22 protein-coding genes, 1 tRNA gene and 3 pseudogenes are annotated in these 21,605 nt (G+C 50.0%); 10 read left to right on the plus strand and 16 right to left on the minus strand.

Features of this window, described 5'->3' with window-relative positions:
• The first annotated feature begins 1 nt into the window (after position 1).
• Positions 2–1,591, plus strand: a complete 1,590-nt coding sequence (yejF, locus tag PMPD1_RS14825; RefSeq protein WP_173634779.1) for a microcin C ABC transporter ATP-binding protein YejF — start codon at positions 2–4, stop codon at positions 1,589–1,591.
• 15 nt (positions 1,592–1,606) lie between these two features.
• Here the strand turns inward: yejF and PMPD1_RS14830 are convergent, their stop codons facing one another.
• From PMPD1_RS14830 to rsuA, 3 genes are all read right to left on the minus strand, one after another.
• Positions 1,607–1,945 carry a YejG family protein gene (locus tag PMPD1_RS14830; protein WP_173636237.1) on the minus strand — a complete coding sequence of 113 codons (339 nt, stop codon included), beginning with the start codon at positions 1,943–1,945 and terminating at the stop codon, positions 1,607–1,609.
• A 370-nt stretch (positions 1,946–2,315) separates the two neighbouring features.
• The gene (locus PMPD1_RS14835) at positions 2,316–3,512 is read right to left on the minus strand and encodes a Bcr/CflA family multidrug efflux MFS transporter (protein ID WP_173634780.1); all 1,197 of its coding nucleotides are present in this window, start codon (positions 3,510–3,512) and stop codon (positions 2,316–2,318) included.
• A 16-nt stretch (positions 3,513–3,528) separates the two neighbouring features.
• On the minus strand, positions 3,529–4,233 hold the full coding sequence (rsuA, locus tag PMPD1_RS14840; RefSeq protein ID WP_173634781.1) for a 16S rRNA pseudouridine(516) synthase RsuA: 705 nt from the start codon (positions 4,231–4,233) through the stop codon (positions 3,529–3,531).
• Between the two features lie 166 nt (positions 4,234–4,399).
• On the opposite strand from rsuA, the gene radD reads away from it, so the two are divergent.
• Positions 4,400–6,154 (plus strand): DNA repair helicase RadD, encoded by a 1,755-nt coding sequence (gene radD / locus PMPD1_RS14845; RefSeq protein WP_173634782.1) that lies wholly within the window; start codon positions 4,400–4,402, stop codon positions 6,152–6,154.
• 149 nt (positions 6,155–6,303) lie between these two features.
• Positions 6,304–6,588, plus strand: coding sequence for a 50S ribosomal protein L25 (gene rplY / locus PMPD1_RS14850; protein WP_173634783.1), 285 nt, complete (start codon positions 6,304–6,306; stop codon positions 6,586–6,588).
• A gap of 63 nt (positions 6,589–6,651) precedes the next feature.
• Here the strand turns inward: rplY and yejK are convergent, their stop codons facing one another.
• Positions 6,652–7,656 (minus strand): nucleoid-associated protein YejK, encoded by a 1,005-nt coding sequence (gene yejK, locus PMPD1_RS14855; protein WP_173634784.1) that lies wholly within the window; start codon positions 7,654–7,656, stop codon positions 6,652–6,654.
• 158 nt (positions 7,657–7,814) lie between these two features.
• Between yejK and PMPD1_RS14860 the strand changes: the two genes are divergently transcribed.
• The 5 genes from PMPD1_RS14860 to PMPD1_RS14880 all read left to right on the plus strand — a co-directional run bounded on the left by PMPD1_RS14860 (position 7,815) and on the right by PMPD1_RS14880 (position 11,170).
• Positions 7,815–8,042, plus strand: coding sequence for a YejL family protein (locus PMPD1_RS14860; protein ID WP_173634785.1), 228 nt, complete (start codon positions 7,815–7,817; stop codon positions 8,040–8,042).
• Positions 8,043–8,063: 21 nt separating this feature from the next.
• Positions 8,064–9,818 carry an LPS biosynthesis-modulating metalloenzyme YejM gene (gene yejM / locus PMPD1_RS14865; protein WP_173636238.1) on the plus strand — a complete coding sequence of 585 codons (1,755 nt, stop codon included), beginning with the start codon at positions 8,064–8,066 and terminating at the stop codon, positions 9,816–9,818.
• 73 nt (positions 9,819–9,891) lie between these two features.
• Positions 9,892–9,968, plus strand: a tRNA-Pro gene (locus PMPD1_RS14870).
• A 453-nt stretch (positions 9,969–10,421) separates the two neighbouring features.
• Positions 10,422–10,955, plus strand: a complete 534-nt coding sequence (locus tag PMPD1_RS14875; RefSeq protein ID WP_173634786.1) for a DUF2778 domain-containing protein — start codon at positions 10,422–10,424, stop codon at positions 10,953–10,955.
• Positions 10,952–11,170, plus strand: coding sequence for a hypothetical protein (locus tag PMPD1_RS14880; RefSeq protein WP_173634787.1), 219 nt, complete (start codon positions 10,952–10,954; stop codon positions 11,168–11,170). Before PMPD1_RS14875 ends, PMPD1_RS14880 begins: the two co-directional genes overlap by 4 nt.
• 300 nt (positions 11,171–11,470) lie before the next feature.
• On the opposite strand, the gene PMPD1_RS14885 is transcribed toward PMPD1_RS14880, so the two are convergent.
• From PMPD1_RS14885 to PMPD1_RS14915, 8 genes and pseudogenes are all read right to left on the minus strand, one after another.
• Positions 11,471–11,872 carry a putative T6SS immunity periplasmic lipoprotein gene (locus PMPD1_RS14885; RefSeq protein WP_173634788.1) on the minus strand — a complete coding sequence of 134 codons (402 nt, stop codon included), beginning with the start codon at positions 11,870–11,872 and terminating at the stop codon, positions 11,471–11,473.
• 194 nt (positions 11,873–12,066) lie between these two features.
• On the minus strand, positions 12,067–12,468 hold the full coding sequence (locus tag PMPD1_RS14890; RefSeq protein WP_173634789.1) for a putative T6SS immunity periplasmic lipoprotein: 402 nt from the start codon (positions 12,466–12,468) through the stop codon (positions 12,067–12,069).
• Positions 12,465–13,020, minus strand: a pseudogene (locus tag PMPD1_RS14895) (type IV secretion protein Rhs). The gene PMPD1_RS14890 and the pseudogene PMPD1_RS14895 overlap by 4 nt, the downstream one beginning before the upstream one ends.
• Positions 13,021–13,243: 223 nt before the next feature.
• Positions 13,244–13,624, minus strand: a complete 381-nt coding sequence (locus PMPD1_RS14900; RefSeq protein WP_173634790.1) for a putative T6SS immunity periplasmic lipoprotein — start codon at positions 13,622–13,624, stop codon at positions 13,244–13,246.
• A complete protein-coding gene (locus PMPD1_RS14905) occupies positions 13,617–13,931 on the minus strand; it encodes a DUF1493 family protein (protein ID WP_173634791.1) in 315 nt (104 codons plus the stop codon). The genes PMPD1_RS14900 and PMPD1_RS14905 overlap by 8 nt, the downstream gene beginning before the upstream one ends.
• Positions 13,928–14,334: pseudogene (locus PMPD1_RS22775) on the minus strand (STM2901 family protein). The gene PMPD1_RS14905 and the pseudogene PMPD1_RS22775 overlap by 4 nt, the downstream one beginning before the upstream one ends.
• 271 nt (positions 14,335–14,605) lie before the next feature.
• Positions 14,606–15,832: an MFS transporter gene (locus PMPD1_RS14910; RefSeq protein ID WP_354292643.1), complete on the minus strand. Its 1,227-nt coding sequence runs from the start codon at positions 15,830–15,832 to the stop codon at positions 14,606–14,608.
• A 120-nt stretch (positions 15,833–15,952) separates the two neighbouring features.
• Positions 15,953–16,849, minus strand: a complete 897-nt coding sequence (locus PMPD1_RS14915; protein ID WP_173634792.1) for a LysR family transcriptional regulator — start codon at positions 16,847–16,849, stop codon at positions 15,953–15,955.
• 181 nt (positions 16,850–17,030) lie between these two features.
• On the opposite strand from PMPD1_RS14915, the gene PMPD1_RS14920 reads away from it, so the two are divergent.
• Both PMPD1_RS14920 and PMPD1_RS14925 read left to right on the plus strand, forming a co-directional pair.
• The gene (locus tag PMPD1_RS14920) at positions 17,031–17,237 is read left to right on the plus strand and encodes a hypothetical protein (RefSeq protein ID WP_173634793.1); all 207 of its coding nucleotides are present in this window, start codon (positions 17,031–17,033) and stop codon (positions 17,235–17,237) included.
• Between the two features lie 89 nt (positions 17,238–17,326).
• The gene (locus tag PMPD1_RS14925; protein WP_173634794.1) at positions 17,327–18,049 is read left to right on the plus strand and encodes a 4'-phosphopantetheinyl transferase family protein; all 723 of its coding nucleotides are present in this window, start codon (positions 17,327–17,329) and stop codon (positions 18,047–18,049) included.
• Here the strand turns inward: PMPD1_RS14925 and PMPD1_RS14930 are convergent.
• The 4 genes and pseudogenes from PMPD1_RS14930 to PMPD1_RS14945 form a co-directional block, all read right to left on the minus strand.
• A complete protein-coding gene (locus tag PMPD1_RS14930; protein ID WP_173632122.1) occupies positions 18,046–18,222 on the minus strand; it encodes a hypothetical protein in 177 nt (58 codons plus the stop codon). The genes PMPD1_RS14925 and PMPD1_RS14930 overlap by 4 nt on opposite strands.
• Before the next feature lie 273 nt (positions 18,223–18,495).
• Positions 18,496–20,148: a multidrug ABC transporter permease/ATP-binding protein gene (locus PMPD1_RS14935; RefSeq protein WP_173634795.1), complete on the minus strand. Its 1,653-nt coding sequence runs from the start codon at positions 20,146–20,148 to the stop codon at positions 18,496–18,498.
• 112 nt (positions 20,149–20,260) lie between these two features.
• Positions 20,261–20,902: a DNA oxidative demethylase AlkB gene (alkB, locus tag PMPD1_RS14940; RefSeq protein WP_173634796.1), complete on the minus strand. Its 642-nt coding sequence runs from the start codon at positions 20,900–20,902 to the stop codon at positions 20,261–20,263.
• 183 nt (positions 20,903–21,085) lie between these two features.
• Positions 21,086–21,490: pseudogene (locus tag PMPD1_RS14945) on the minus strand (hypothetical protein); the annotation flags it as partial.
• Between the last annotated feature and the right edge of the window lie 115 nt (positions 21,491–21,605).

Raw genomic sequence — 21,605 nt, forward strand, 5'->3', positions numbered from 1 at the left:
TATGACCACTCCTCTTCTCACTATCCGCGATCTGAGCATCGCTTTCCGTCAGGGCGAGACGGAAAATCGCGTGGTAGATACGCTCTCGCTAACGGTAGATGCCGGTGAAACACGGGCCTTGGTGGGTGAATCGGGTTCAGGAAAAAGCGTTACTGCGCTATCGATTATGCGTTTACTGCCCTCACCGCCCGTTTGTTATCCGCATGGCGATATTCTGTTTGATGGTCACAGCGTACTGCAAGCCGATGAAAAAACCCTGCGCCGCCTACGCGGGAATCGTATGGCGATGATTTTTCAGGAGCCAATGGTGTCCCTGAACCCGTTGCATACCATTGAAAAGCAACTGTATGAGGTCTTGTCGCTGCATCGTGGAATGCGGCGCGAAGCCGCGCGCGCAGAAATGCTGACTTGCCTTGAAAGGGTCGGCATTCGTCAGGCAAAAGCACGCCTGAACGATTATCCTCATCAGCTTTCCGGCGGCGAACGTCAACGCGTGATGATCGCTATGGCGCTGCTAACCCAGCCTGAATTATTGATTGCCGACGAGCCCACCACCGCGTTAGATGTTACGGTTCAGGCGCAAATCTTAACCCTGCTAAAAGAGCTTAAGCAGGAGTTGAATATGGGGCTGCTGTTTATTACGCATAACCTAAATATCGTGCGCCAAATCGCCGATAACGTCACGGTGATGCGCCATGGACAGGCGGTAGAGCACAACACCTGCCAACAGTTGTTCCACGCACCACAGCATGCGTATACCCGTCAGTTGATTGATGCGGAGCCAGAAGGCCGTCCGATTAGCGCCGATTTGGATAAACCGCCGCTGTTACGGGTGAATAATTTGCAGGTCTCTTTCCCGATTAAGCGTGGTTTCATGAAGCGTACCGTCGGCCATCATCATGCGTTGAAGTCACTCAGTTTTGATTTACGCCCGGGTGAAAGTCTGGGTCTGGTGGGCGAATCCGGTTCGGGGAAAAGTACCACTGGTTTGGCGCTGCTACGCTTAATTGCCTCACAAGGGGATATTTGGTTTAGCGACCAGCCGCTCCATACGCTGAATCGCCGACAGATGCTGCCGGTTCGGCCCCGTATGCAGGTGGTTTTTCAGGATCCTAACTCCTCGCTTAATCCACGTCTCAACGTGGTGCAAATTATTGCGGAAGGTTTGCAAGTGCATCGCCCAGGCTTGAGCGAGCAACAACGAGAGGAGTTGGTGATTCAGGCAATGCAAGAAGTGGGGCTCGACCCTGCGACGCGTCATCGCTATCCGGCAGAGTTTTCTGGCGGCCAGCGCCAGCGAATTGCCATCGCCCGCGCGCTGATCCTACAACCCGAATTAATTATCCTTGATGAACCGACCTCATCACTCGATCGTTCGGTGCAGAAACAAATCCTCACGTTGCTGAAAACGCTTCAACAACAACATCGCCTAAGTTACGTATTTATCAGCCACGATCTACAGGTGGTTCGCGCGCTGTGCCATCAGGTGATTGTGTTGCGCCAGGGCGAAGTGGTTGAACAAGGTGATTGCGAGCAAATTTTTGCCGCGCCGCAACAAGCGTATACGCGGCAATTACTGTCGCTGGCCTAAGGCAGGATGAGAAACTTAGCCGTAATCGGCAGGTGAGAAGGTTTCGGCGATCGCCACGCCCTGATTTTTCAGGCGACCGGTCGCCGCACACTCATCGACGCGCTGAACGAATAAGCAAGGCTCGCCTTCCCACTCCAACAGCGCGCATTCCAGTTGAATATCCGCCAACGCGGCTTTCAGAACCGCCATCACATCCCACGCCGGCGCGCCGTTGTGGCTTAACAGTTTCAGGCCGATCAAGTCGTTTTCATTGCCTGATTCGCTAAGCGTATACGGCTCTACTCGACTGCCGGCTAATCCAGCCGACCAGCGGTAGTATTGTGGCAAGCGATGCACCACCGACATTGGTAACATGGTCAAATCCTATCCCCGAAATAATGAACATCGACAATTTCACGGCAGCCATCCGTATCGCGTGAATCCCATTCTCCTGGTCAACGGCGACGAAAAATGTCATATCGGCTGTCGCGGGTTTAAAGCACTGCAGTTCTGAGTGATTGTTTTTGAGAGTTCGCTCTCATTTTGTCGTTATATTTACCGCGTTCGGATGCTGATAACAACCTCTTTTGCTGCAATTTGGTTACTTTTTTGCGCAAAACATTTTACATACAACCAACAAATGAGGGGATGTGGGCCAGCTCGCCCGCTACGGCGAGGAGGTGCCATTGAGGCTCACAGCAAGCAGGCGCCGCCAGCCTCGCATGCTGGCCCTTAATATGGCGACTCAGGCCGGGTTCTTGCGGGCACGGCTGGCGTAAAAATAGAGCAGTAGTGAGAGCGTGGCGCACAGTGCTATCGACCACACCATCGGCCAGGCGCTGGTAAAATTCGCCTGAGAAAGGAAGGCCCCGACCAGCGCGCCCACGCCAAAACGCAGCGTACCGGCCAGCGAAGATGCAGTTCCGGCCATATGCGGAAACTCATCAAGAATCACCGCCATCGCGTTAGAAGACACCATCGCGACGCAACCGATAAACATCGCCACGCCAAAAACCAGTGGCAGAAAACCGAGGTTAAACGCACTCACAATCAATAGCCACATCCCCATGGCGAACTGAATCAGCAGACCAAAGCGGAACATAGCCAGCGGGCCAAAACGGCGCACCGAGCGGCTGTTTATCAGCGTCATAATAAACAGGAACACCACATTCAGGGCAAAGTAGTAGCCAAAGTGCTGCGGAGAAATATGGTTGATTTCAATATAAACAAACGGCCCGGCATTGAGGAACGAGAACAGCCCGGCAAACGAAAAGCCGCTGGCCAGCATATAACTAAATGCTCGCTTATGGCGAAACAGCGATAAGAAGTTGATCAGTGTGGTTCGAAGATGAAATTTTTGGCGCTTCTCAACCGGCAAAGTTTCACGAATCTGCGTCACGACCAGGAACGTCGTCAAAATGGCCGCGATCGAAATAGTCCAAAAAATCGCATGCCAGCTCCACAGCACCAGCAACCAGCCGCCGATAATCGGCGCCAACAATGGCGCAATGGTGGTCACCAACATGACAAATGACATCATGCGCGAAAACTCTTCCTTCGAATAGGTATCACGCATCACCGCGTTGATCACCACGCTGGCCGCCGCCGCAGACAAACCATGCAGAAAACGCATATTGATCAATTGTTCAACGCTTTGCGACATCGCGCAGGCCGCCGCCGCCAAAGCGAAAATCAACGTACCAATGGTAATCACTGGTTTACGACCGAAGCTATCTGCCATCGGCCCGTAAAATAGCTGCCCGAGGGCGAAGCCGAGAATATAGGCACTCAGCGTCATCTGTACGCTGCCTGCCGAAACCGAAAATGCTTTCGCTATCTGCGGCATTGCCGGTAAATACATATCAATCGATAGCGGCATTAACATCGCCAGCAAACCGAGAATCACCACCAACCCTGGCGATGAGTTTTTATCCTTACGCACGTAAACTCCTCAATAATCAATGCGGCACGCCGACGCTGGCAATCTCTTCTTCGGTCAGCGGACGATATTCTCCCGGCGCCAGCTCAGCGTCGAGCACAATATCCCCAATCCGTTCACGGTGCAGCGCATCCACATGATTACCGATAGCGGCAAACATACGTTTAACCTGATGATAGCGCCCTTCGCTAATCGTCACACGCACCTGAGTATCACTTACCTCTTCCAGCGTGGCGGGTTTAGTCAGATTCTTTTCGCCGTGAAGCTGAATACCTTGCGCAAACTGTTCCGCCGCACCCGCCGCCAGCGGCGCAGAAAGCGTCACCAGATAGGTTTTTTCGCAATGATGGCGCGGTGACGTAACCCGATGCGACCACTGACCATCATCCGTCATTAGCACCAGACCGGTCGTGTCAATATCCAGACGCCCCGCCGCATGTAGCTTGTGCGCGGTGGGCTCTTCAAGAAAATAAAGCACCGTCGGGTGATCGGGATCGTCGGTTGAACAGACGTAACCCACCGGTTTGTTCAACATAAAATAACGAGGCCCACGCTGTTGTTGCAGCAGGTTTCCTTCGTACTCAACTTGGCTGTCAACCGACAGTTTAAAAGCGCCATCGCGAATAATTTCGCCATCTACCGTAACGCGTTTTGCGCGCAGTTCGCGCAATGCAATGGCCCGGCTAATTTCCAGTTGTTGAGATAAAAATTTATCAAGTCGCATGACGTTCTGTTGTGCCTGTCTGAATATCTGAAATGAAAATCTGGCGCTTGCGCGCGCTGAAAGGAAAGACAGTATAACCAGTGTTACGTCTTGCTAACAGCGGATTAACCCTGTTACACCGCTTTCATGGCATAATGCGGGCCGGTTTCCAAAATTTCGACTCGCGATGTCATTTACCCTACGCTCCTATCAGCAAGAAGCGGTTGACGCCACGCTTCATTACTTCCGCCATTCATCCCATCCGGCGGTTATCGTCCTGCCCACCGGCGCGGGAAAAAGCCTGGTGATCGCGGAGCTGGCACGCCTGGCGCGCGGGCGCGTCTTGGTTTTGGCGCATGTCAAAGAATTGGTGGCGCAAAATCACGCCAAGTATCAGGCATGGGGCTTACAGGCGGATATTTTTGCCGCCGGTTTACAGCGCAAAGAGAGTCACAGCAAAGTGGTCTTCGGCAGCGTCCAGTCAGTGGCGCGTAACCTTGATCGTTTTGATAGTGCGTTTTCGCTGCTGATCGTTGATGAATGCCACCGCATTAGCGACGAGGATGACAGCCAGTACCAGCAAATTTTAACCCATCTGCGTCGCTATAATCCGCAATTACGCCTGTTGGGGCTAACCGCGACGCCTTATCGTCTTGGGAAAGGCTGGATTTACCAGTTTCATTATCACGGCATGGTGCGCGGCGATGAACATGCCCTATTTCGCGACTGTATTTATGAATTACCGTTGCGCTATATGATTAAACACGGATTTCTGGTCACCCCTGAACGCCTGGATATGCCGGTAGTGCAGTATGATTTCAGCCGGTTAACGCCGCAGAGCCATGGCTTATTTCGCGAAAGCGATCTGAATCGGGAGCTTAAGCAGCAGCAGCGCGTCACCCCGCAAATTATCCGCCAGATTGTCGAGTTTGCCGAACAACGTCGCGGCGTGATGATTTTTGCCGCCACCGTCGAACACGCCAAAGAGATATTGTCGCTACTGCCGGATAAAAAAGCGCTGGTCAGTGCCGACACGCCAGGCAACCAGCGCGATACGCTAATTGACGATTTTAAGCAGCAGCGTCTGAAATATATGGTGAACGTTGCGGTACTGACCACCGGTTTCGATGCCCCGCACGTTGATTTGATCGCCATTTTGCGTCCAACAGAATCGGTTAGCCTCTACCAGCAGATCATTGGGCGTGGTTTACGGCTATTCCCCGGAAAAACCGACTGCCTCATCCTTGATTATGCGGGTAATCCGCACGATGTTTTCACGCCGGAGGTCGGCACGCCAAAAGGCGCAAGCGATAACCAACCGGTACAAGTGTTTTGTCCTTCCTGCGGCTTTGCCAATACTTTCTGGGGAAAAACCACCGCCGATGGCACGCTGATTGAACATTTTGGTCGACGTTGCCAGGGCGTGCTGGAAGAGGATACCGGCGAACGTAGGCAATGCGACTATCGCTTTCGCTTTAAACATTGCCCGCAATGTAATGCAGAGAATGATATCGCCGCCCGACGCTGCCATCAGTGCGATGTGGTATTGGTCGATCCCGACGATATGCTGAAAGCCGCGCTGAAGTTAAAGGATGCGTTAATTCTGCGTTGCGGCGGAATGACACTGGCGGCCGGGGGTGATGAAAAAGGCGAATGGCTGACAGTGAATTATTTCGATGAGGATGGCACCCGCGTTAGCGAACGTTTTCGGCTGCAAACGCCCGCACAACGTAAAGCTTTTGAGCAACTGTTTATGCGCCCACACCAACGTGCGCCGGGCGTACCGCTCGGCTGGCGTAATGCGGCAGATGTGGTAGCGTTGGCCCCTTTATTGCGCCATCCGGATTTTGTGGTGGCGCGTCAGCGCGGCGCGTTTTGGCAAATACGGGAAAAGTTATTTGATTATCAAGGCCGCTTTCGGCGCGCCAATAGGTTGCGTTAGCAAGAATAATGCCAGCAACCGGGCGCTATCGGTTGCCCGGTCGGTCAAACGTCGCTATAATGCGCCCGCTTTTGCTGACGCGAAAGCTGAACAATCCTACCTGTTGCTGGGTCGCCTGTAACAGGACAATCTATTGAAGAGAATTAACAATGTTCACTATTAATGCAGTAGAACGTAAAGAGCAGGGTAAGGGTGCGAGCCGCCGCCTGCGCGCAGCGAATAAATTCCCGGCCATCATCTATGGTGGTAAGGAAGCCGCTGTTTCTATCGAACTGGATCACGACAGCGTGATGAACATGCAGGCTAAGCCTGGGTTCTATGACGGCGAACTGACTCTGGTTGTCGACGGTAAAGAAACCAAGGTAAAAGTTCAGGCGGTACAGCGTCACCCGTTCAAGCCTAAACTGCACCACATCGACTTCGTTCGCGTTTAATCGCCAACGTTGTTGAAGAAAAAACGCCGCTTATGCGGCGTTTTTTTTCGTCCATACATGCTGTCAGTTGCCGCTGGTGCGGCGCTGTAACTGGTCACGCAGGTTCGGCGGCGTGCCCTTAATCGTCAATGTATCGGTAGTGGGATCCCAGAAGATCCGCTCCCCCAGCAACATCGCATCAAAATTCAGCGTCAATCCACCGCCGCTACCGGCAAACTTCGTCAATTGGCGCAAGGTACCGCGATCGGCCGGGAAACTCTCCTCCAGCGCATAGCCCTGTTCTTGCGTAAAAGTCTGGAAATTTTTCTCGCCTAAAGGCGGCAGTTCATTGGAAAGATCCTGCAGCGCAATCTCTTCGCCCGCCTGCAATTGCTCGTTACAATAGCTGTAAACTTGCTGGCGATAGTTCTGCCGCTCATTTTTATCCAGGCTCGATTCGGCGCAATAGTCATCCACCGCCTGTAATAAACCACGATTCTGCGCTTTAGTATCCAACCCGACGCTGGCGCCAAGAAAATCCATAAAAAAGTCCGCCACTTTACGGCCTACACGCCCGCGCAGAAACGTTAAGTAACGGGTAGATTCTGGGTTGGTTTCCCATTCCGTCAGATCAATGCGCGCCACGATGTCGGCGTGGTGAATATCCAGATAATGCGTGGTACTGATATCCAGCTCTTCATTAACGCGCATACTGCTTTGGCTGCTCAGTACCGTCACCAACAGATATTCAACCGCCAGGTAGCGATAGTGGCAAAACAGCACGATACCGCCTTCTGCAAAAGGATATTTCGCCAACTCATCGCGTAGCCGCCCGGTTGCCGCCCGGCTAAAGGCCAGAAAATCATCCTCACCTTTTCGACACTGACGTAATGCATCGGCCAGTTCGCTCTCTTCATTAAACAGGCCATACGCTTTACTTTTCGCACTGTAGACGCGATGCAACTCTTCCACCATCGCTTCTACCGTCGCATTCGCCGGTAGCAACGAATCACGCAATACCAGTTCCAGCGTCTGTTCATCACGTTTAATTAACTGATGAAGGGCAATCTGGTCGATATCCAGACTCATGTTAGACTCTCCTCTAGGTTCAGGCGCGTATTCAAACACTGCCCGCGCCCGCTTTCAACCGTGCTTACGCATTAACACAACGCTTACGATAAAAGTGCGGAAAAAATCGCGTTCTTACGGTAAGATACCGCCTTTTGAGACTGTAATAATTCAACGTTATGCCACAATCATCTCGATACAGTGACGAACGCGTGGAACAACTCCTCGCGGAAATGGTTCAGGTTCTGGAAAAACACCAGACCCCCACCGATCTTTCCCTGATGGTGCTGGGAAATATGGTGACCAATTTACTTAATACCAGCATTGCGCCGGCACAACGTCGATCGCTGGCCCGTTCCTTCGCCGAGGCGCTACAAGCGTCTGTGCGCGAAGATAAAGCCCATTAATGTGATTATTTGACCTCAAATATGGTAACCAATCGGCAACGCTACCGTGAAAAAGTCTCCCAGATGATTAGCTGGGGGCACTGGTTCGCGTTGTTTAATATCATCTTTGCCCTCATCCTCGGCAGCCGCTACCTGTTTGTGGCCGACTGGCCGGGTTCATTGACCGGGCGTATTTACGCCTATATCAGTTGGATTGGTCATTTTAGCTTCATTGTTTTCGCCGCCTATTTACTGATTATCTTTCCGCTGACGTTTGTCGCCATGTCGCAGCGTCTGCTGCGCTTCTTGTCGGCGATTTTCGCCACTGCGGGTCTGACGTTAGTGTTGGTTGATGGCACGGTGTTTAACCGCTTCCATCTGCACCTGAATCCGGTGGTGTGGGAACTGGTGGTGAATCCCGACCAGAGTGAAATGGCGCGTGATTGGCAACTGATGTTTATTAGCGTACCGGCCATTTTCCTGGTGGAGATGTTGTTCGCCACCTGGAGCTGGCAAAAACTGCGCAGCCTCAATCGGCGCCACTTTGGTAAGCCACTGGCGGCATTGTTTATTACCGCTTTTTTCGCCAGTCATCTGATGTATATCTGGGCCGATGCCAATTTTTATCGCCCGATCACTATGCAACGCGCGAACTTGCCGCTCTCCTATCCGATGACCGCCCGGCGCTTTCTGGAGCGGCATGGCCTGCTGGATGCGCAAGAGTATCAACGACGCTTGGTACAACAGGGGAATCCTGAAGCGGTGTCCGTGGAGTATCCGCTGAATGACATTACTTTCCGCGATGGCGGTAGCCGTCAGAACCTGTTGGTGATTACCGTTGATGGGTTGAATGAAGCAACACTGGATAAAACGTTGCCCAATCTGGCGCGTTTCGCGGCGGGAAATGTGCGTTTTAACCAGCATTTTAGCGCCGGAAATAGCGACGATAGCGGGTTATTTGGCCTGTTTTATGGTATTTCGCCAAGCTACATGGATGGCGTTTTATCGGCACGTATTCCTTCAACGTTGATTAACGCGCTGAATCAGCAGGGCTACCAATTTGGCCTGTTCGCGTCCGACGGGTTTAGTTCGCCACTTTATCGCCAGGCTTTATTGGCTGATTATTCTCTGCCCTCTTCCGAGAGCCAGCCGAATACGCAAACCACCGCGCAATGGCAACGTTGGCTGGAGAGCCAAAAACAGAATCGCGCGCCCTGGTTCTCTTATATCTCATACAATGTGTTACGCGATCAGTCAGATAGCGGCAAGGCGCTGGTTAAGCGCTATACCCGCAATGCTGGCGCCATCGACCAACAAATCCAGAAAGTATTGGATACGTTGCAGGCGCAGGATTTGCTGAAGAATACCGTGGTGGTGATCACCGCACAGCGCGGGGTTGTATTGGATGGTGAGCATGATGGCGCGGGAAATCGCGCGGCATTGCAGGTTCCGTTAATCGTTCATTGGCCTGATACACCAGCGCAAACTATCCGGAAACTCACCGATCATCAGGATGTGATGACGACGCTGATGCAACGCTTACTGCATGTACGCACCGCGCCTGGCGACTATTCGCAGGGTGAGGATTTGTTTGCCGCACAGCGGCGTCATAACTGGGTTTCCGCCACCGACGATCGTCAGTTAGTGATTACCACGCCGCATACGACGCTGGTTCTTGATAGTAGCGGTAACTACAAAGCGTATGACAGTAGCGGTAAGCTGTTGAAAGATCATAAACCGCAGCTTGCCCTGTTGCTGCAAGTGTTGACAGAAGAGAAGCGTTTTATCGCTAACTGATTATTAATAAAGCAGTTAGCGCATCAACACCTTGCAATCATGTCAGGAAACGGTAGTATAAGCGTCCACATGTCGGCACGTAGCGCAGCCTGGTAGCGCACTGTCATGGGGTGTCAGGGGTCGGAGGTTCAAATCCTCTCGTGCCGACCAAAATTCCCTAAAAAAAGCAGCCATTTACGGCTGCTTTTTTGTTTTATAGAAATTCAATAAGGTGAAACTAAGGTGAAATGAAGGAGGAACCATTGACACAGATTGTCTTGATTGCTGCGGTTTCAACTCCCACCATATTAAGTTGTATTTTGTTCAAAATGGTAGACCATCTTCTTCCACTGCGGTTATGAAGTGTGTCACTGTTCCTGTAACTTCGACTTCATCGAGATCGTCACCTTCTATCGCTTCTCCGTCATCAGTGATAAATGCGTATCCTTGTCTGCTTGCAAACTGGGCGCGTCCATAAAAATATTACTAATGCAGTGCCTGAAAAGATGTTTGAAGAAGCGAATATGTGGCTGGTTAGTGACACCTGATAAATAACCAGGTTTTTTGTCCATCAAGTCCAGCGTATGATTAATGCGTCTTATTATTTCTGTTTAAGGGAATGCTATGCAGATTTGCATGATGGACTACAGTAATCTATCTCCCGATGGGAAAAGAGTTAAGTTACACTGTTACGGCATTGGAACGTTCGATGTTTTGTCTGGAATTGACCGATATATTAATAAACCTAACTGCTCTGATATTGAGAAGGCTGCAATACCGCCGGGCACATACTGGATCGTGGACCGTCCCACTGGCAGCTTTGTTAACCAGGTTCGGGCTGAGTTGATTGATATGGCGCATTTTTATAAAAATCATCACTCTGAATGGTTCGGTTTATTTAGCGCACAGACAATGACCGATCATGTATTTGTCAATGGAGTAAGGAGAGGAAGTTTTCGATTGCATCCGTTGAATACAGATGGCTCAGGCGTTTCCTGGGGGTGTATCACTCTTTACCGTTCAACCGATTTCCAGATTCTTCGTCGCTCGTTGTTAAGCAGAAAAAAGGTCGTTGTCCCAGGCGGCAGGGGATTGATGGCCTATGGTCGCATTGATGTGCGCGGTAAACCAGATTTCAGTAAGTGTGATGTCAAATGAAACTTATAATTTTTCTGGCTATTTTCGTGGCGGGGATGTATCTCATCCCTGATAATTTTGTTTCGTCACTTGTGCAGAATCACATGCACATCAACGGAGACGGAGAGGAAGCAATGGATAATGCCGATTTTACAGCGATTATGATAAAAGCAGCGTTATCGGCCATCGTAGCAATTGCTTTACTATGGTTTTATAGGCTGATTAAAACAAGATAGTAAAACTGCTTATAAATTATTGATGTATATAATGCAGTTTTCGCAAAAAGATCACTGTTTATTTAGATGCCCTCAACTAAGCCAGTAGTGGCTCGGGTTTTAGAACGTTTTAAACACCGTCATGGGATATCAGCGGTCGGGGTTTCAAACCCTCTCGTGCCAACCAAAACTTCCTAAAAAAATCAGCGCCCTGGCAGGGATGGATAAGCTTTTATTGCTCATCAATCATAACCTCAATTGTTCCGAATGTTAATTAACCCATTGGTGAGCTTTTTGATAACGCTTGAAGATGATTAAAATTTACTCATCTGCGAGTGGACTAATCTGTTTTATTCCATTGTTGTTCACAGTAAATTCAACAGAGAAATAATGAGAACGTTCCGTTCGGCTCTTTGCAACCGCGTAATGGGCTGTATAGGTACGATCTGGTTTGAAATCATAATTAAATACAGGCAAACACTCACCCGCAGATACAGTTATTGGTTTTTCATTTAATGTCTTATCCAGGTTATTGTTTTCACCATCAGAAATCTCAACTGAGGCAATGTATTCCCCCGATTCAGTCGGCACTGTAATACAAACTTGCTTATCTCGCATCGTGACATTAGCTGGTTTATCAACTGGCAATCTATCCATAGGCCCAGGGCAACCTGAAAGTAAAAATGCCATGGCTACAATTGTAAATTTTTTATGCATATTCATCCTCTTCCCGTGACAATTTTTTTATAAAGACCCGGTATCTCCCTGACAGGCCGCTTCCCTCTTTAATAGCTGGAGTGCTCTGTTTATTTCCATCCATTCATTAGATCCCTCTAATTAGTTAACGCATTTTATGATATCGCGCTTTGATTTCCAGGCAAGTCTAAAGACTTTAGGTTTGATGTGGACTGATAATATTATTTCTCAGAAAGCGGACTAGTTTGATGTATGCCGTTTCTATCGATAGAAAACTCAACCGAAAAATATTTCGTTTTATCAAAATTATTTCCCTCAATGTTATAATACACCACATAATTATGATTAGTTTTAAAATCATAATTCAACGTAGGCAGGCATTGCCCATTTGATACCTTGATAGGATCTTTATTAAACGTTTTACGAAGGTTGTTATCTTTACCATCCGAGATCTGAACTGACGATACATACTCTCCCGGTCTAGTAGGCGCTGTAATACAAAGCTGATTATCTCGCATTATGACATTAGCTGGTTTATCAACTGGCAATCTATCCATAGGTCCAGGACAACCTGAAAGGAAGAAGACTAAAGCTATAACTACAAATTTTTTCGACATCATCATTTTTTACCTGTAACTATCTTTTTATAAAGGGCTGGTATGTCTCTTAATGGCCGCTTCCCACGATATTTACCCTCACGTGCAGGATCTTGCTGATATATCCACTCATTAATATCATAAACCAGCAATAGCCAGTAATCCGCAATAATCGATGCCTGCTGTTCTAAAGAGTAGTCAGTTAATTTTTTTATCCAGATCATAGGTATAATTAGCAGCCCAGCTAAAAGTGCCACGTAATCTGACCCACTGTCCGGTTTGATGCTGCCAGACGTGGCCTAATTCATGAATAAAAATCCACTTCATCTCTGTACGTACAGTTATAGAAGAAAAATCTGGTCGGTACATTTTCTCTCTGAACCAAAGTTCACCGTTGGGTGTCATAGCATAGTCAGGATTTTGCATGCCGAAAGGGAGATAACTGTCACAATGGATCCAGACACGATTATACGCAATTGAATTACCGAAGACGCGTTTAGCCATTGCGATTTCACCTAACGTGATTAGGCGCAGACTTCCCTCTTTAATAGCCGGAGCGCTCTGTTTATTTCCATCCATTCATTAGATCCCTCTAATTAGTTAACGCATTTTATGATATCGCATTTTTATTTTCAGGCAAGTCTAAAGACTTCAGAAGAGATTCCCCCCTTTTGTAGAAAATAAAACTATGCCGTTAGGTCAACGACAGAACTGGCCTTTAAATGGCTATAGCGTACCAACATACCGATATTTTCTGCCCTGATATACATTGAAGCTGAATGTGATTGATGATAATTAATTGCTATTGATTTAACTGTTGTATGCCGTTTTCATCTAAAGAAAATTCAGCAGAAAAATATCTTGCTCTCTCAGTTTCATTTTTTGCGACTGCAAAATAGGCCGTATAGGTATGAGTTGGTTTGAAATCGTAATTAAGGGTTGGTAAACACGCTCCGACAGCCACTTTTAGTGGCTCTCTTAACAATTTGAGCATATTGTTATCTCCGCCATCAGAGATCTGAATAGAGACGACATAGTCACCCGGTTGAGTAGGTGCGGTGATGCAAACGTGATTATCTCTCATTGCTACATTAGCAGGCTCTTTTGGGGTAACTCTATCCCCTGAGCCGGGGCAACCTGAAAGTAAAAACGCCGTGGCTATAATTGTAAATTTTTTATGCATAGAGCCAACGCCCTGCTTTAGCTGATTCAATGAGCATTTCTACCGTAAGGGGACTTGGATCGTGATGATCAGTTCTTAGATATTTCGGCAGTATTGAATTGGGCAGAAACCGAACACCGCTATTGGGATAATACCTTCTGAAGTTAAAATTAGCTGAATCAATGTTCAGAGTATCGAAATATTTTTCGAAAAAATCCCAAGCATCCTCTGGTAGAAAAGGCAGATCTGTACTGATAGAAACCGTTGACGGAATGTCACCAAAGTAATAACTAACGAGTTCCATCACTTTTTTTTCGACATCATTCATTGAAGACGATCCTCCGGTCTCACAATGAGATTATAGCGTCTGACGCTATGCCAAGTGATCATGCTCACGTCATAGGCTGTAATCACCACACCAAGCCACGGAATCCAACGACCTATGTATCCAGCAAGGCTCTTAGTGTAACTCCATTTGCCTCTAACCAGCATTCCCCAAGTTGGGGTTCTTTTATACGTATTAAAACGAAAGCGGATGAGATGTCGCAATGCCCACGAAAGCGTACTTGTATTCCTGGTCGCGCCACCTCCCATTTTGCCACTGACAGGTATTATCGGCCAACTACCGACAATCGAAGACAGTGCAAGAATATCCTCAACACCGCCAAATTGTTTTACTGCCTCATCAAGTACAATCCAAAAAAAAGCTCCTCACTATCCAGGTTAGTCATACCATTAAAAAAATAGGTGTTATTTAGCTATTCAGTTGTATCCATACACATTCACTCCAGTTGGCTAAGCGGTTGTTAACGTAGCGCTCTACTCGTCGCCGCTCCAGAATGTAGACAATTTGAATCATTTGACCCAATTTATCCCTAAACGCTATATTTCACGCGTTTTTCTCTTTGTGCTCCAATAAAATGCATCCCAACATTTTGATAATACTCCAAACATCCGAAACTTGAATAGAAAACCAGCGAATCCGCAAAAACCGAAATGGCATTATGACTGAATGGTGCGCTGACGGCGCGCCTGCCAGCTATTCAGCACAGCGCCAATCGCCATCACCCCGCAGGTAGTCAGGAACACGGTACGCATCCCAATCGAGCCACCAATAAAACCGCCAAACAACGGGCCGGTCACCTGACCAATGTATTGCGCCGAAGTCGAATAACCCAGCATCCGCCCCACCTGCCCTTCCGGCACATTGTGGCGAATAATCGCCGTCACACAAGGCAGCAACCCGCCGAGCGCCATACCCATCAGAAAACGCAGCGCAACCAGTTGCCACGCGGCGGTAATAAAAGCCTGGGGAATCAGTAACACGGCGCAACAAGCCAGCCCGCCGGTTAACACTTTCCAGTGCCCGATGCGATCCGCCAAACGCCCCAGGCGCGGCGCGGAAAGTATGCTGCCGAGCGCTGCCGCCGACATGACCAACCCGGCAGTTAACGTTATTTGATGATCACCCTGAACAAATTGCCCAACGTATAAAGTAATAATCGGCTCAATCGACATATTGGCGAAAATCAGCAGCATACCGGACAGCCACATCATCGCCACCACCGGTCGATTAACCTTCTCTTCCCCGGCGGTTGCCGCTACCGCCTTCTTGCCGCCTGCCGGACGCGGCGCTTCTTTTAACAAAAACGTTGTTGCCAGGAAGGCCAGAAAAATAACGCCGCCGATCAGCCAAAAAGTCTGCCGAATACCGATCAATGGCGGCAGTACCCCACCAATTAGCGGCCCGACCACATTACCGGCCATAATACCTGCCGACAAAACGCCCAGCGCCCAGCCGGTTTGCTCTTTCGGCGTTTGCGCTGCGACCATGATGGTTGAGCCAGAAGCATAACCGCCCAACAACCCCGCCAGCAGACGTAGCGCAACCAATTGCCAGGGCGCAGTCGCCATACCAATCAGTGACATCGCGATCGACATCCCGAGGCTGGCGCGGATCAACATCAGCTTACGGCCATAACGATCCGCCAGTTTTCCCCACAATGGCGCGGTGAGCGCCGCGCTAAAAAAAGTGGCGCCATAGGCCACCCCGGACCAACGTGCAATCGCGGCGTTATCCTGTACGCCGAGTTGATGAATATAGAGCGGCAGAAAAGGAAGCAACAGCGTCATCGCCACAATGGTGGTGAAAGAACCGGCGAAACAGACAAACAGATTACGTTTCCAGTGAATATTTCCATTGGCAGTCATTGTGGCTGGCTGACTCATTATTATTTTCTCGTCAATAGCGAATAGCGTGGTCTTACAAGCTAACAATCGGCGCAGTATAACAACAGTATCCGGGAGATAATTCCCTGCGAACGTCAGATTGTTGCCAACCAGCAACAATCACGCTTGGCTCAAGGCCATCACCAAACTATCGCATAATAAACTGACCGGCGAGGAAGGCATTTGCGGATGCTTTAGCAATAAATAACTCTGAAAACGATCAAGCCGCCATTCCGGCAACACACGTTCGATACGGCCTTGTTGTAATGCCTCACGCGTCATATAGGAAGGTAACCAGGCAATGCCGTTTCCTGCCAACGCCGCGTTGAGCAACGCCATACTATTATTGGCGCGAAAACGGCTACGCGCGGCAATGGTAATACGTTGCTTCTCGCGCCGGAACGCTAATGACGCGGTTTGTGCCGCACCATGAAACAGCAGTAAATCGTGGCGTGCAAGCATAGTGGGATGGCTGACAGGTGAACGGTTTAGTAGATAAGCGGGTGCGGCATACAACCCCCACTCTATTTCTGAAAGCAGCCGAAAATAGCCGCTCTCCGGCGCCCGCTGCCGCACCACAATCGCAATATCAAAGTTATCCTGGTCAACCTCTACCGCCCGATCGGTCAGTTCAAGATCCACGTTGATGTGTACATGCGCCGCAATAAAACCATTCAACGCGGGCACCACACACTGGCAACCAAAAGTCACTGGCGCGATGAGCCGCACATTACCGGCTGGTTGTTGGTGCACCTGGCGCACAAAGTCACTGGCTTGCGTCATTTCGTCACGTACTCGCGTGCAAAAATGGTAGTAAGCGTGTCCTAATTCGGTTAACGCCAACCGCCGCGTGGTACGTTGCAATAATCGAATGCCCAGCCGCACCTCTAGCCGGGCGATTTCACGGCTAACGTGAGATTTTGACAGGCCCAGTGTTCTGGCCGCCTCGCTAAAACTTTGGGTCTCTACCACGCGGGCAAACAACAGCATTGCGGTCAGATTTTCTGTTTCGTCCATGGGCGTCATCGGCTCAGAGTGGGAGGTTGATAGTAGCGGTAGTTAATAACACGGTTAACTGCCGCAGATCGAGCCTCGCGTAATCTCACATTACGGCGCCGCTTCATCAAACTGACATAAAAATGTCATACGCGACATCTATGCTACGGGCTCCAATTCTGCTCACGACAGGATAACCGCCATGACAATTGTCAAAGCGAAAAACGTCAAAGATACCGAAGAGTTACTCTATTCCGGCATCAACAAAGTGGAGCTTGACTGGGAAATTGGCAGTGATGATTTTTTCCGCCTCGCCAGCCGCTGGTGTGAGAAAGGCGCGAAAATTACCCGGGGACAAGCACATTTTATCGTCTCGCTAAAAGGGATGGCGATTCCACCTAACGATTAATGCGCTAACGGTTAAGGATGACCGGTTTTATTTGCGCTTCCTGCACATCATTGCTTAAATCTCGCCATCCGTTATTTAAGCGAATGCCTATGTTTTCCCAATTCCGCCAACACACTCTGCCGACCTGGCCTTTCTTTCACCTGTTACGTCAGGCGCAGTTGGCGGATTTTCCCGACATCCTGTTCAGCGAAATCCGCTTTTCACTGGCGGATTTCGATCCCTCTCTGTTCGCTGCCTGCGGCATTCCGCCACCGGCACACCTCTCAAAAGCGGTAAAGAAACGGCAAGCGGAGTACCTTGCGAGCCGTTATCTGGCGCAACAGGTCATGTCGCACTATGGCATCGGGCATTTTTTGCTGCAAAACAGTAGAGACCGCGCGCCCATCTGGCCGTTGGGCATTGCGGCATCCCTTTCACATACGCATCACTGCGCGGTGTTGCTGTCGACGGATACAGACCAGCTTGTCGGCGTTGATATTGAGCAATTGATCGCAGCAGAGGTGGCGGCAGGGTTACAGGAGACATTGCTGGTTGCTGCCGAATCGCAGCGTTTGGCCCGCAGCGGCCTGAGTTTTACGCAAGCCATAACGGTCGCTTTCTCGTTAAAAGAGAGCTTATATAAAGCGCTCTATCCTCACAGCCAACAATTTATCGGCTTTCATGACGCCATGGTGATTGAGGTGGATGCAGTGAACGGTACCGCCTGTCTGCAATTGACGAAAAACATTGGCGCCGCCTTTCCCGCCGGCCGTCAGTTCAACGGCTATTTTCAGTTGCGGCGGGAAGAGGTTATCACCTTGGTCATTGACTAGCGCGTTGGCGGCGGTTCAATGTCCAGCCGCTGCGACGGCAGTTCGTGGATGTCCATACCGTAGAGCTCAACCATCGGCATCATCGCTTCAATCACACGACAACTGTCGAGGGTCGCGAATCCGGGCGGGACAGAAAACAGACGGGTAAAATGCAGCCATAAACCTTTCATCATGCGCTCTCCTCAGGAAACATTGCCGTATTAGAGCGCATCGCCGTTGCGGGACAAATTCTGATTTCTGCGAACCTCATGCAGAAATGCGTTAATCGCCAAATAGTCATAAAAAAACCGGTTTATCAATCAGATAAACCGGTGGTAACCATTTGGTAAGACGACAGAAAAGTCCAGGTTAAACGAAGGCGCAATGGCTTCGTCCGGCTGTCACCTTAGCGTTTTTCCCCTTCGGCTGGCTAATAACAATAAATGCAGAGGTTATGCGCGCCAGGGCTAGTAGCCGGTGTCGGTTCTTTCTACTGCATCCAGCGTCGCTTTTTCACGCTCGTTGCCGGTTAGCTCGTAAAGCTTACCGTCACGCATTTCTAATAAGCGATCGGCATGAATGAAGTAATGATCATCATGGCTGATAGCGAAGACCGTTTTCCCCATTTCGCGCAGCCACGGCAGCAGTTCACGGTAGAAAATACGCCGAAAATGCGGATCCTGATCGGCAGCCCATTCATCCAACAGTAAAATATCGCGCTGTTCCGCGGTCGCTAACAGTAACGCCAGGCGTTTGCTCTGCCCTTTCGATAGCTGCAAATTGAGCACCTTATTGCCTTCCAGCTTTAACTTGTCCTGCATTTTCAGGCGCTCAAGCCACTGTTGGACGCGGGCCGGATCGGCCGGTTCACCGCCACGACCAATCAACCGATCAAACAGGTGTACATCAGTAAAGACGGCGGAAAAAAGCTGGCGATACTCATCCATCTGCGCCAAATCCACCGCTTCATCATCCACCAATAACGTACCGGAAACCGGCTGGTATAACCCGGTAAGCAGCATCGCCAGCGTTGATTTACCGCTACCGTTACCGCCAATCAGGAACACCAGTTCACCGCGTTTAAGCGTCAGATTAACCGGCCCAACGGCAAAGCCCTTCTCACCGTAGTGGAAAACCACTTCGCGTAACTCCAGCGTTTGCCAGTTTTTTACCGCCGGGAGCACCGTGAAGGTTTCACGGTAGTCAGCCAAACGGAACGCCCGTAATTTATTAAAGGCCACTTGGGCGGTGAGTAAGGTCGGCAACGCGCCAACCGCCTGCAACAATGGCGTGCGTAAGAACAACAGCGTCAGTGAATAGGTCGCCGCCACGGCGGTATCCGCCCAGCCAAGACTGTTCGCCATAAAGAATGCCACGCCAATCGCGCCCAGCATCATGATATTTGACCAGTTAACCGCGCTAAGGTGAAAGGTATCAGCACGCACAATATGATGGCGGTAGTCACGCGCATCAACCTGATAAACCGTGTCATAAATTTGCTGTGCCCGATCGCGGTTTAGCGCTAACTCTTTACGCCCTTCAATGACCGTTTGGTAATCGTGATACAGACGGTCTTCAATGTCGCGCAGCTTTGCCATATGGCGGTAAACCCGCGCCACCAGCAACCAGCCGCCAATAATGGTAATCGCTACCCAAATTGCAGTCACTAACAGCATACGCGGCGATAACCACGCCAGGTAAGCCGCCGAGCCGAGAGTGAGAATAATGCCCTGAATCAATTCCGGCAGGCGAACAAAGGCGATGGTGATATTGCGAATATCGCTGGTTAGCCCCGCCAGCAACTGAGCGTTGCCGATCTGTTCGATACGCGCAATCTGCGTATCCAGAATACGTTTAATAAACTCACCGCGCAGGCGATAAACGAAATGGTGACCCAGCAACGTCAGCGCCAATTGAGAGGCTAACGTCACGGCCATTAACAGCAGTAACAGACCAAGAAACTGCGGTAAAACGGCGAGTGAAGAGTTAATAGTGACAATCAGTTCGCGATTGATAAAGGCAATCAACCCAATCCCTAACGCGGCACTGAGTAGGCTCAGTAAGATAACGGTAATAAACGGCCAGCGGTATTGCTTATAAACAACGCGGAGCAACTCCATAACAACATCCTGGTTAAACAAAAGCAGCCTGCAGTTTAATCAGAAGATAATCGATAGCAATAATAATTCTCATTTTGCTTTGCTAACGATGTCGTTTTAAACGTTTTCTGGCTTAACGTACCCGGCGAAAAGTGAGATTGTAGCGAAACGCACCGGCGAGCGGATGGATGCCGGGTTTTACCGGCAAAATGCCATGAAACCGCAGGCGTGAAGGGCCGCCCCATACCACCACATCCCCATGCTCCAGCAAGACACGCTGTGTTGCATCGCCACGCTCAAAACCGCCGAACAAAAACACCGCCGGTAACCCCAACGAGACCGATACAATCGGCTGATGAAAATCCTTCTCATCTTTATCCTGATGCAGGGTTAGCTTGGCGCCCGGTTCATAGCGATTAATCAGACATGCATCGGGATTAAACCGGGGGAAACCCGCTTGCTCCGCCGCCGCGATCGCCAAATGACGAAAGTGTTCCGGCATCGGCGGCCATGTCTTGCCGCTGGCTGGCTCCCGATCGCTATATTGATAACCGCGCGCGTTGCTGGTCCAGCCCAGGTCACCGCAGTTGGTCATTGCCACCGACATGCGGTGCCCGCCCGGCGTGATGCGATGTTCGAAGGGATTACCGGCGGCAATCTCATTAATAGCAGCCAGTAAGCTCTCTGCCCGATCCCGCGCCAGGCGGCGGATGATCAATGCGCCTTCCGCGAGCGGCTCCGTCCATGGCGCTTCGTCGTTAAAAAGATCAAGCATGATGGCTCCGGTTAGGTGGCAGTGTCGGGTCAGGTATTTGTCAGCTCATCATAAAGATTACGCAGGCGGTAGCGCCGATAACGCTTCCTGCAACTCATTCCAGACAACTTCGCTGAGGTAGTTATCTTCCGGCGGTTGGCGGTGGGTTTCCGCTTCACGCGGCGTTCCACACTCTGTGTCATGCGCAGGCTGCCGATCGTGTTCCCGCCAATGAGCATGACCGCCAGCATGATGATGGCCGTGACGCCCAAACCCTTGATGACGTTGCCGAATAAACTGTTCGCGCTGTTCCGGCGTCATCTGCATCCAACGTTGATGCATGCGGCGATGTTCACGTGCCATACCAAACATCCCCGGACGGAAGCCCAATCCGCCGAACAGAATACGGCACAGTACCAGTATCCCCAGCGCTTGCCAAAAACCGATGCTTTTCACACCGAGTAAGGCGGGCAACAACGCATTCCACAGGGACATTACCAGCAAACCCAGCACCGCAACCAGCACTACGCCGAGCAGTAACGGCTTCGACATCGAACGACCGCCGAATCGGTGCCCATGCGTATGCCGGTGTATATCAAAATCTCTCATCTTATTTTCTCCTCACGGTATAACCTGATTATGGCTTCTGGTGAGTTAGACGAATGAGCCGCAGAAATATTGTCAAAAAAAATGCTTTTTTTACTTAGTGGCAAAGCATTGAGTA

Source organism: Paramixta manurensis (assembly GCF_013285385.1).
GTDB classification, from domain to species: domain Bacteria; phylum Pseudomonadota; class Gammaproteobacteria; order Enterobacterales; family Enterobacteriaceae; genus Paramixta; species Paramixta manurensis.

Coding starts and splice junctions, on each gene's coding strand:
- yejF (WP_173634779.1), top strand. CDS start 2: ATGACCACTCCTCTTCTCACTATCCGCGATCTGAGCATCGCTTTCCGT.
- PMPD1_RS14830 (WP_173636237.1), bottom strand. CDS start 1,945: ATGTTACCAATGTCGGTGGTGCATCGCTTGCCACAATACTACCGCTGG.
- rsuA (WP_173634781.1), bottom strand. CDS start 4,233: ATGCGACTTGATAAATTTTTATCTCAACAACTGGAAATTAGCCGGGCC.
- radD (WP_173634782.1), top strand. CDS start 4,400: ATGTCATTTACCCTACGCTCCTATCAGCAAGAAGCGGTTGACGCCACG.
- rplY (WP_173634783.1), top strand. CDS start 6,304: ATGTTCACTATTAATGCAGTAGAACGTAAAGAGCAGGGTAAGGGTGCG.
- yejK (WP_173634784.1), bottom strand. CDS start 7,656: ATGAGTCTGGATATCGACCAGATTGCCCTTCATCAGTTAATTAAACGT.
- PMPD1_RS14860 (WP_173634785.1), top strand. CDS start 7,815: ATGCCACAATCATCTCGATACAGTGACGAACGCGTGGAACAACTCCTC.
- yejM (WP_173636238.1), top strand. CDS start 8,064: ATGGTAACCAATCGGCAACGCTACCGTGAAAAAGTCTCCCAGATGATT.
- PMPD1_RS14875 (WP_173634786.1), top strand. CDS start 10,422: ATGCAGATTTGCATGATGGACTACAGTAATCTATCTCCCGATGGGAAA.
- PMPD1_RS14880 (WP_173634787.1), top strand. CDS start 10,952: ATGAAACTTATAATTTTTCTGGCTATTTTCGTGGCGGGGATGTATCTC.
- PMPD1_RS14885 (WP_173634788.1), bottom strand. CDS start 11,872: ATGAATATGCATAAAAAATTTACAATTGTAGCCATGGCATTTTTACTT.
- PMPD1_RS14890 (WP_173634789.1), bottom strand. CDS start 12,468: ATGATGATGTCGAAAAAATTTGTAGTTATAGCTTTAGTCTTCTTCCTT.
- PMPD1_RS14900 (WP_173634790.1), bottom strand. CDS start 13,624: ATGCATAAAAAATTTACAATTATAGCCACGGCGTTTTTACTTTCAGGT.
- PMPD1_RS14905 (WP_173634791.1), bottom strand. CDS start 13,931: ATGAATGATGTCGAAAAAAAAGTGATGGAACTCGTTAGTTATTACTTT.
- PMPD1_RS14910 (WP_354292643.1), bottom strand. CDS start 15,832: ATGAGTCAGCCAGCCACAATGACTGCCAATGGAAATATTCACTGGAAA.
- PMPD1_RS14915 (WP_173634792.1), bottom strand. CDS start 16,849: ATGGACGAAACAGAAAATCTGACCGCAATGCTGTTGTTTGCCCGCGTG.
- PMPD1_RS14920 (WP_173634793.1), top strand. CDS start 17,031: ATGACAATTGTCAAAGCGAAAAACGTCAAAGATACCGAAGAGTTACTC.
- PMPD1_RS14925 (WP_173634794.1), top strand. CDS start 17,327: ATGTTTTCCCAATTCCGCCAACACACTCTGCCGACCTGGCCTTTCTTT.
- PMPD1_RS14930 (WP_173632122.1), bottom strand. CDS start 18,222: ATGATGAAAGGTTTATGGCTGCATTTTACCCGTCTGTTTTCTGTCCCG.
- PMPD1_RS14935 (WP_173634795.1), bottom strand. CDS start 20,148: ATGGAGTTGCTCCGCGTTGTTTATAAGCAATACCGCTGGCCGTTTATT.
- alkB (WP_173634796.1), bottom strand. CDS start 20,902: ATGCTTGATCTTTTTAACGACGAAGCGCCATGGACGGAGCCGCTCGCG.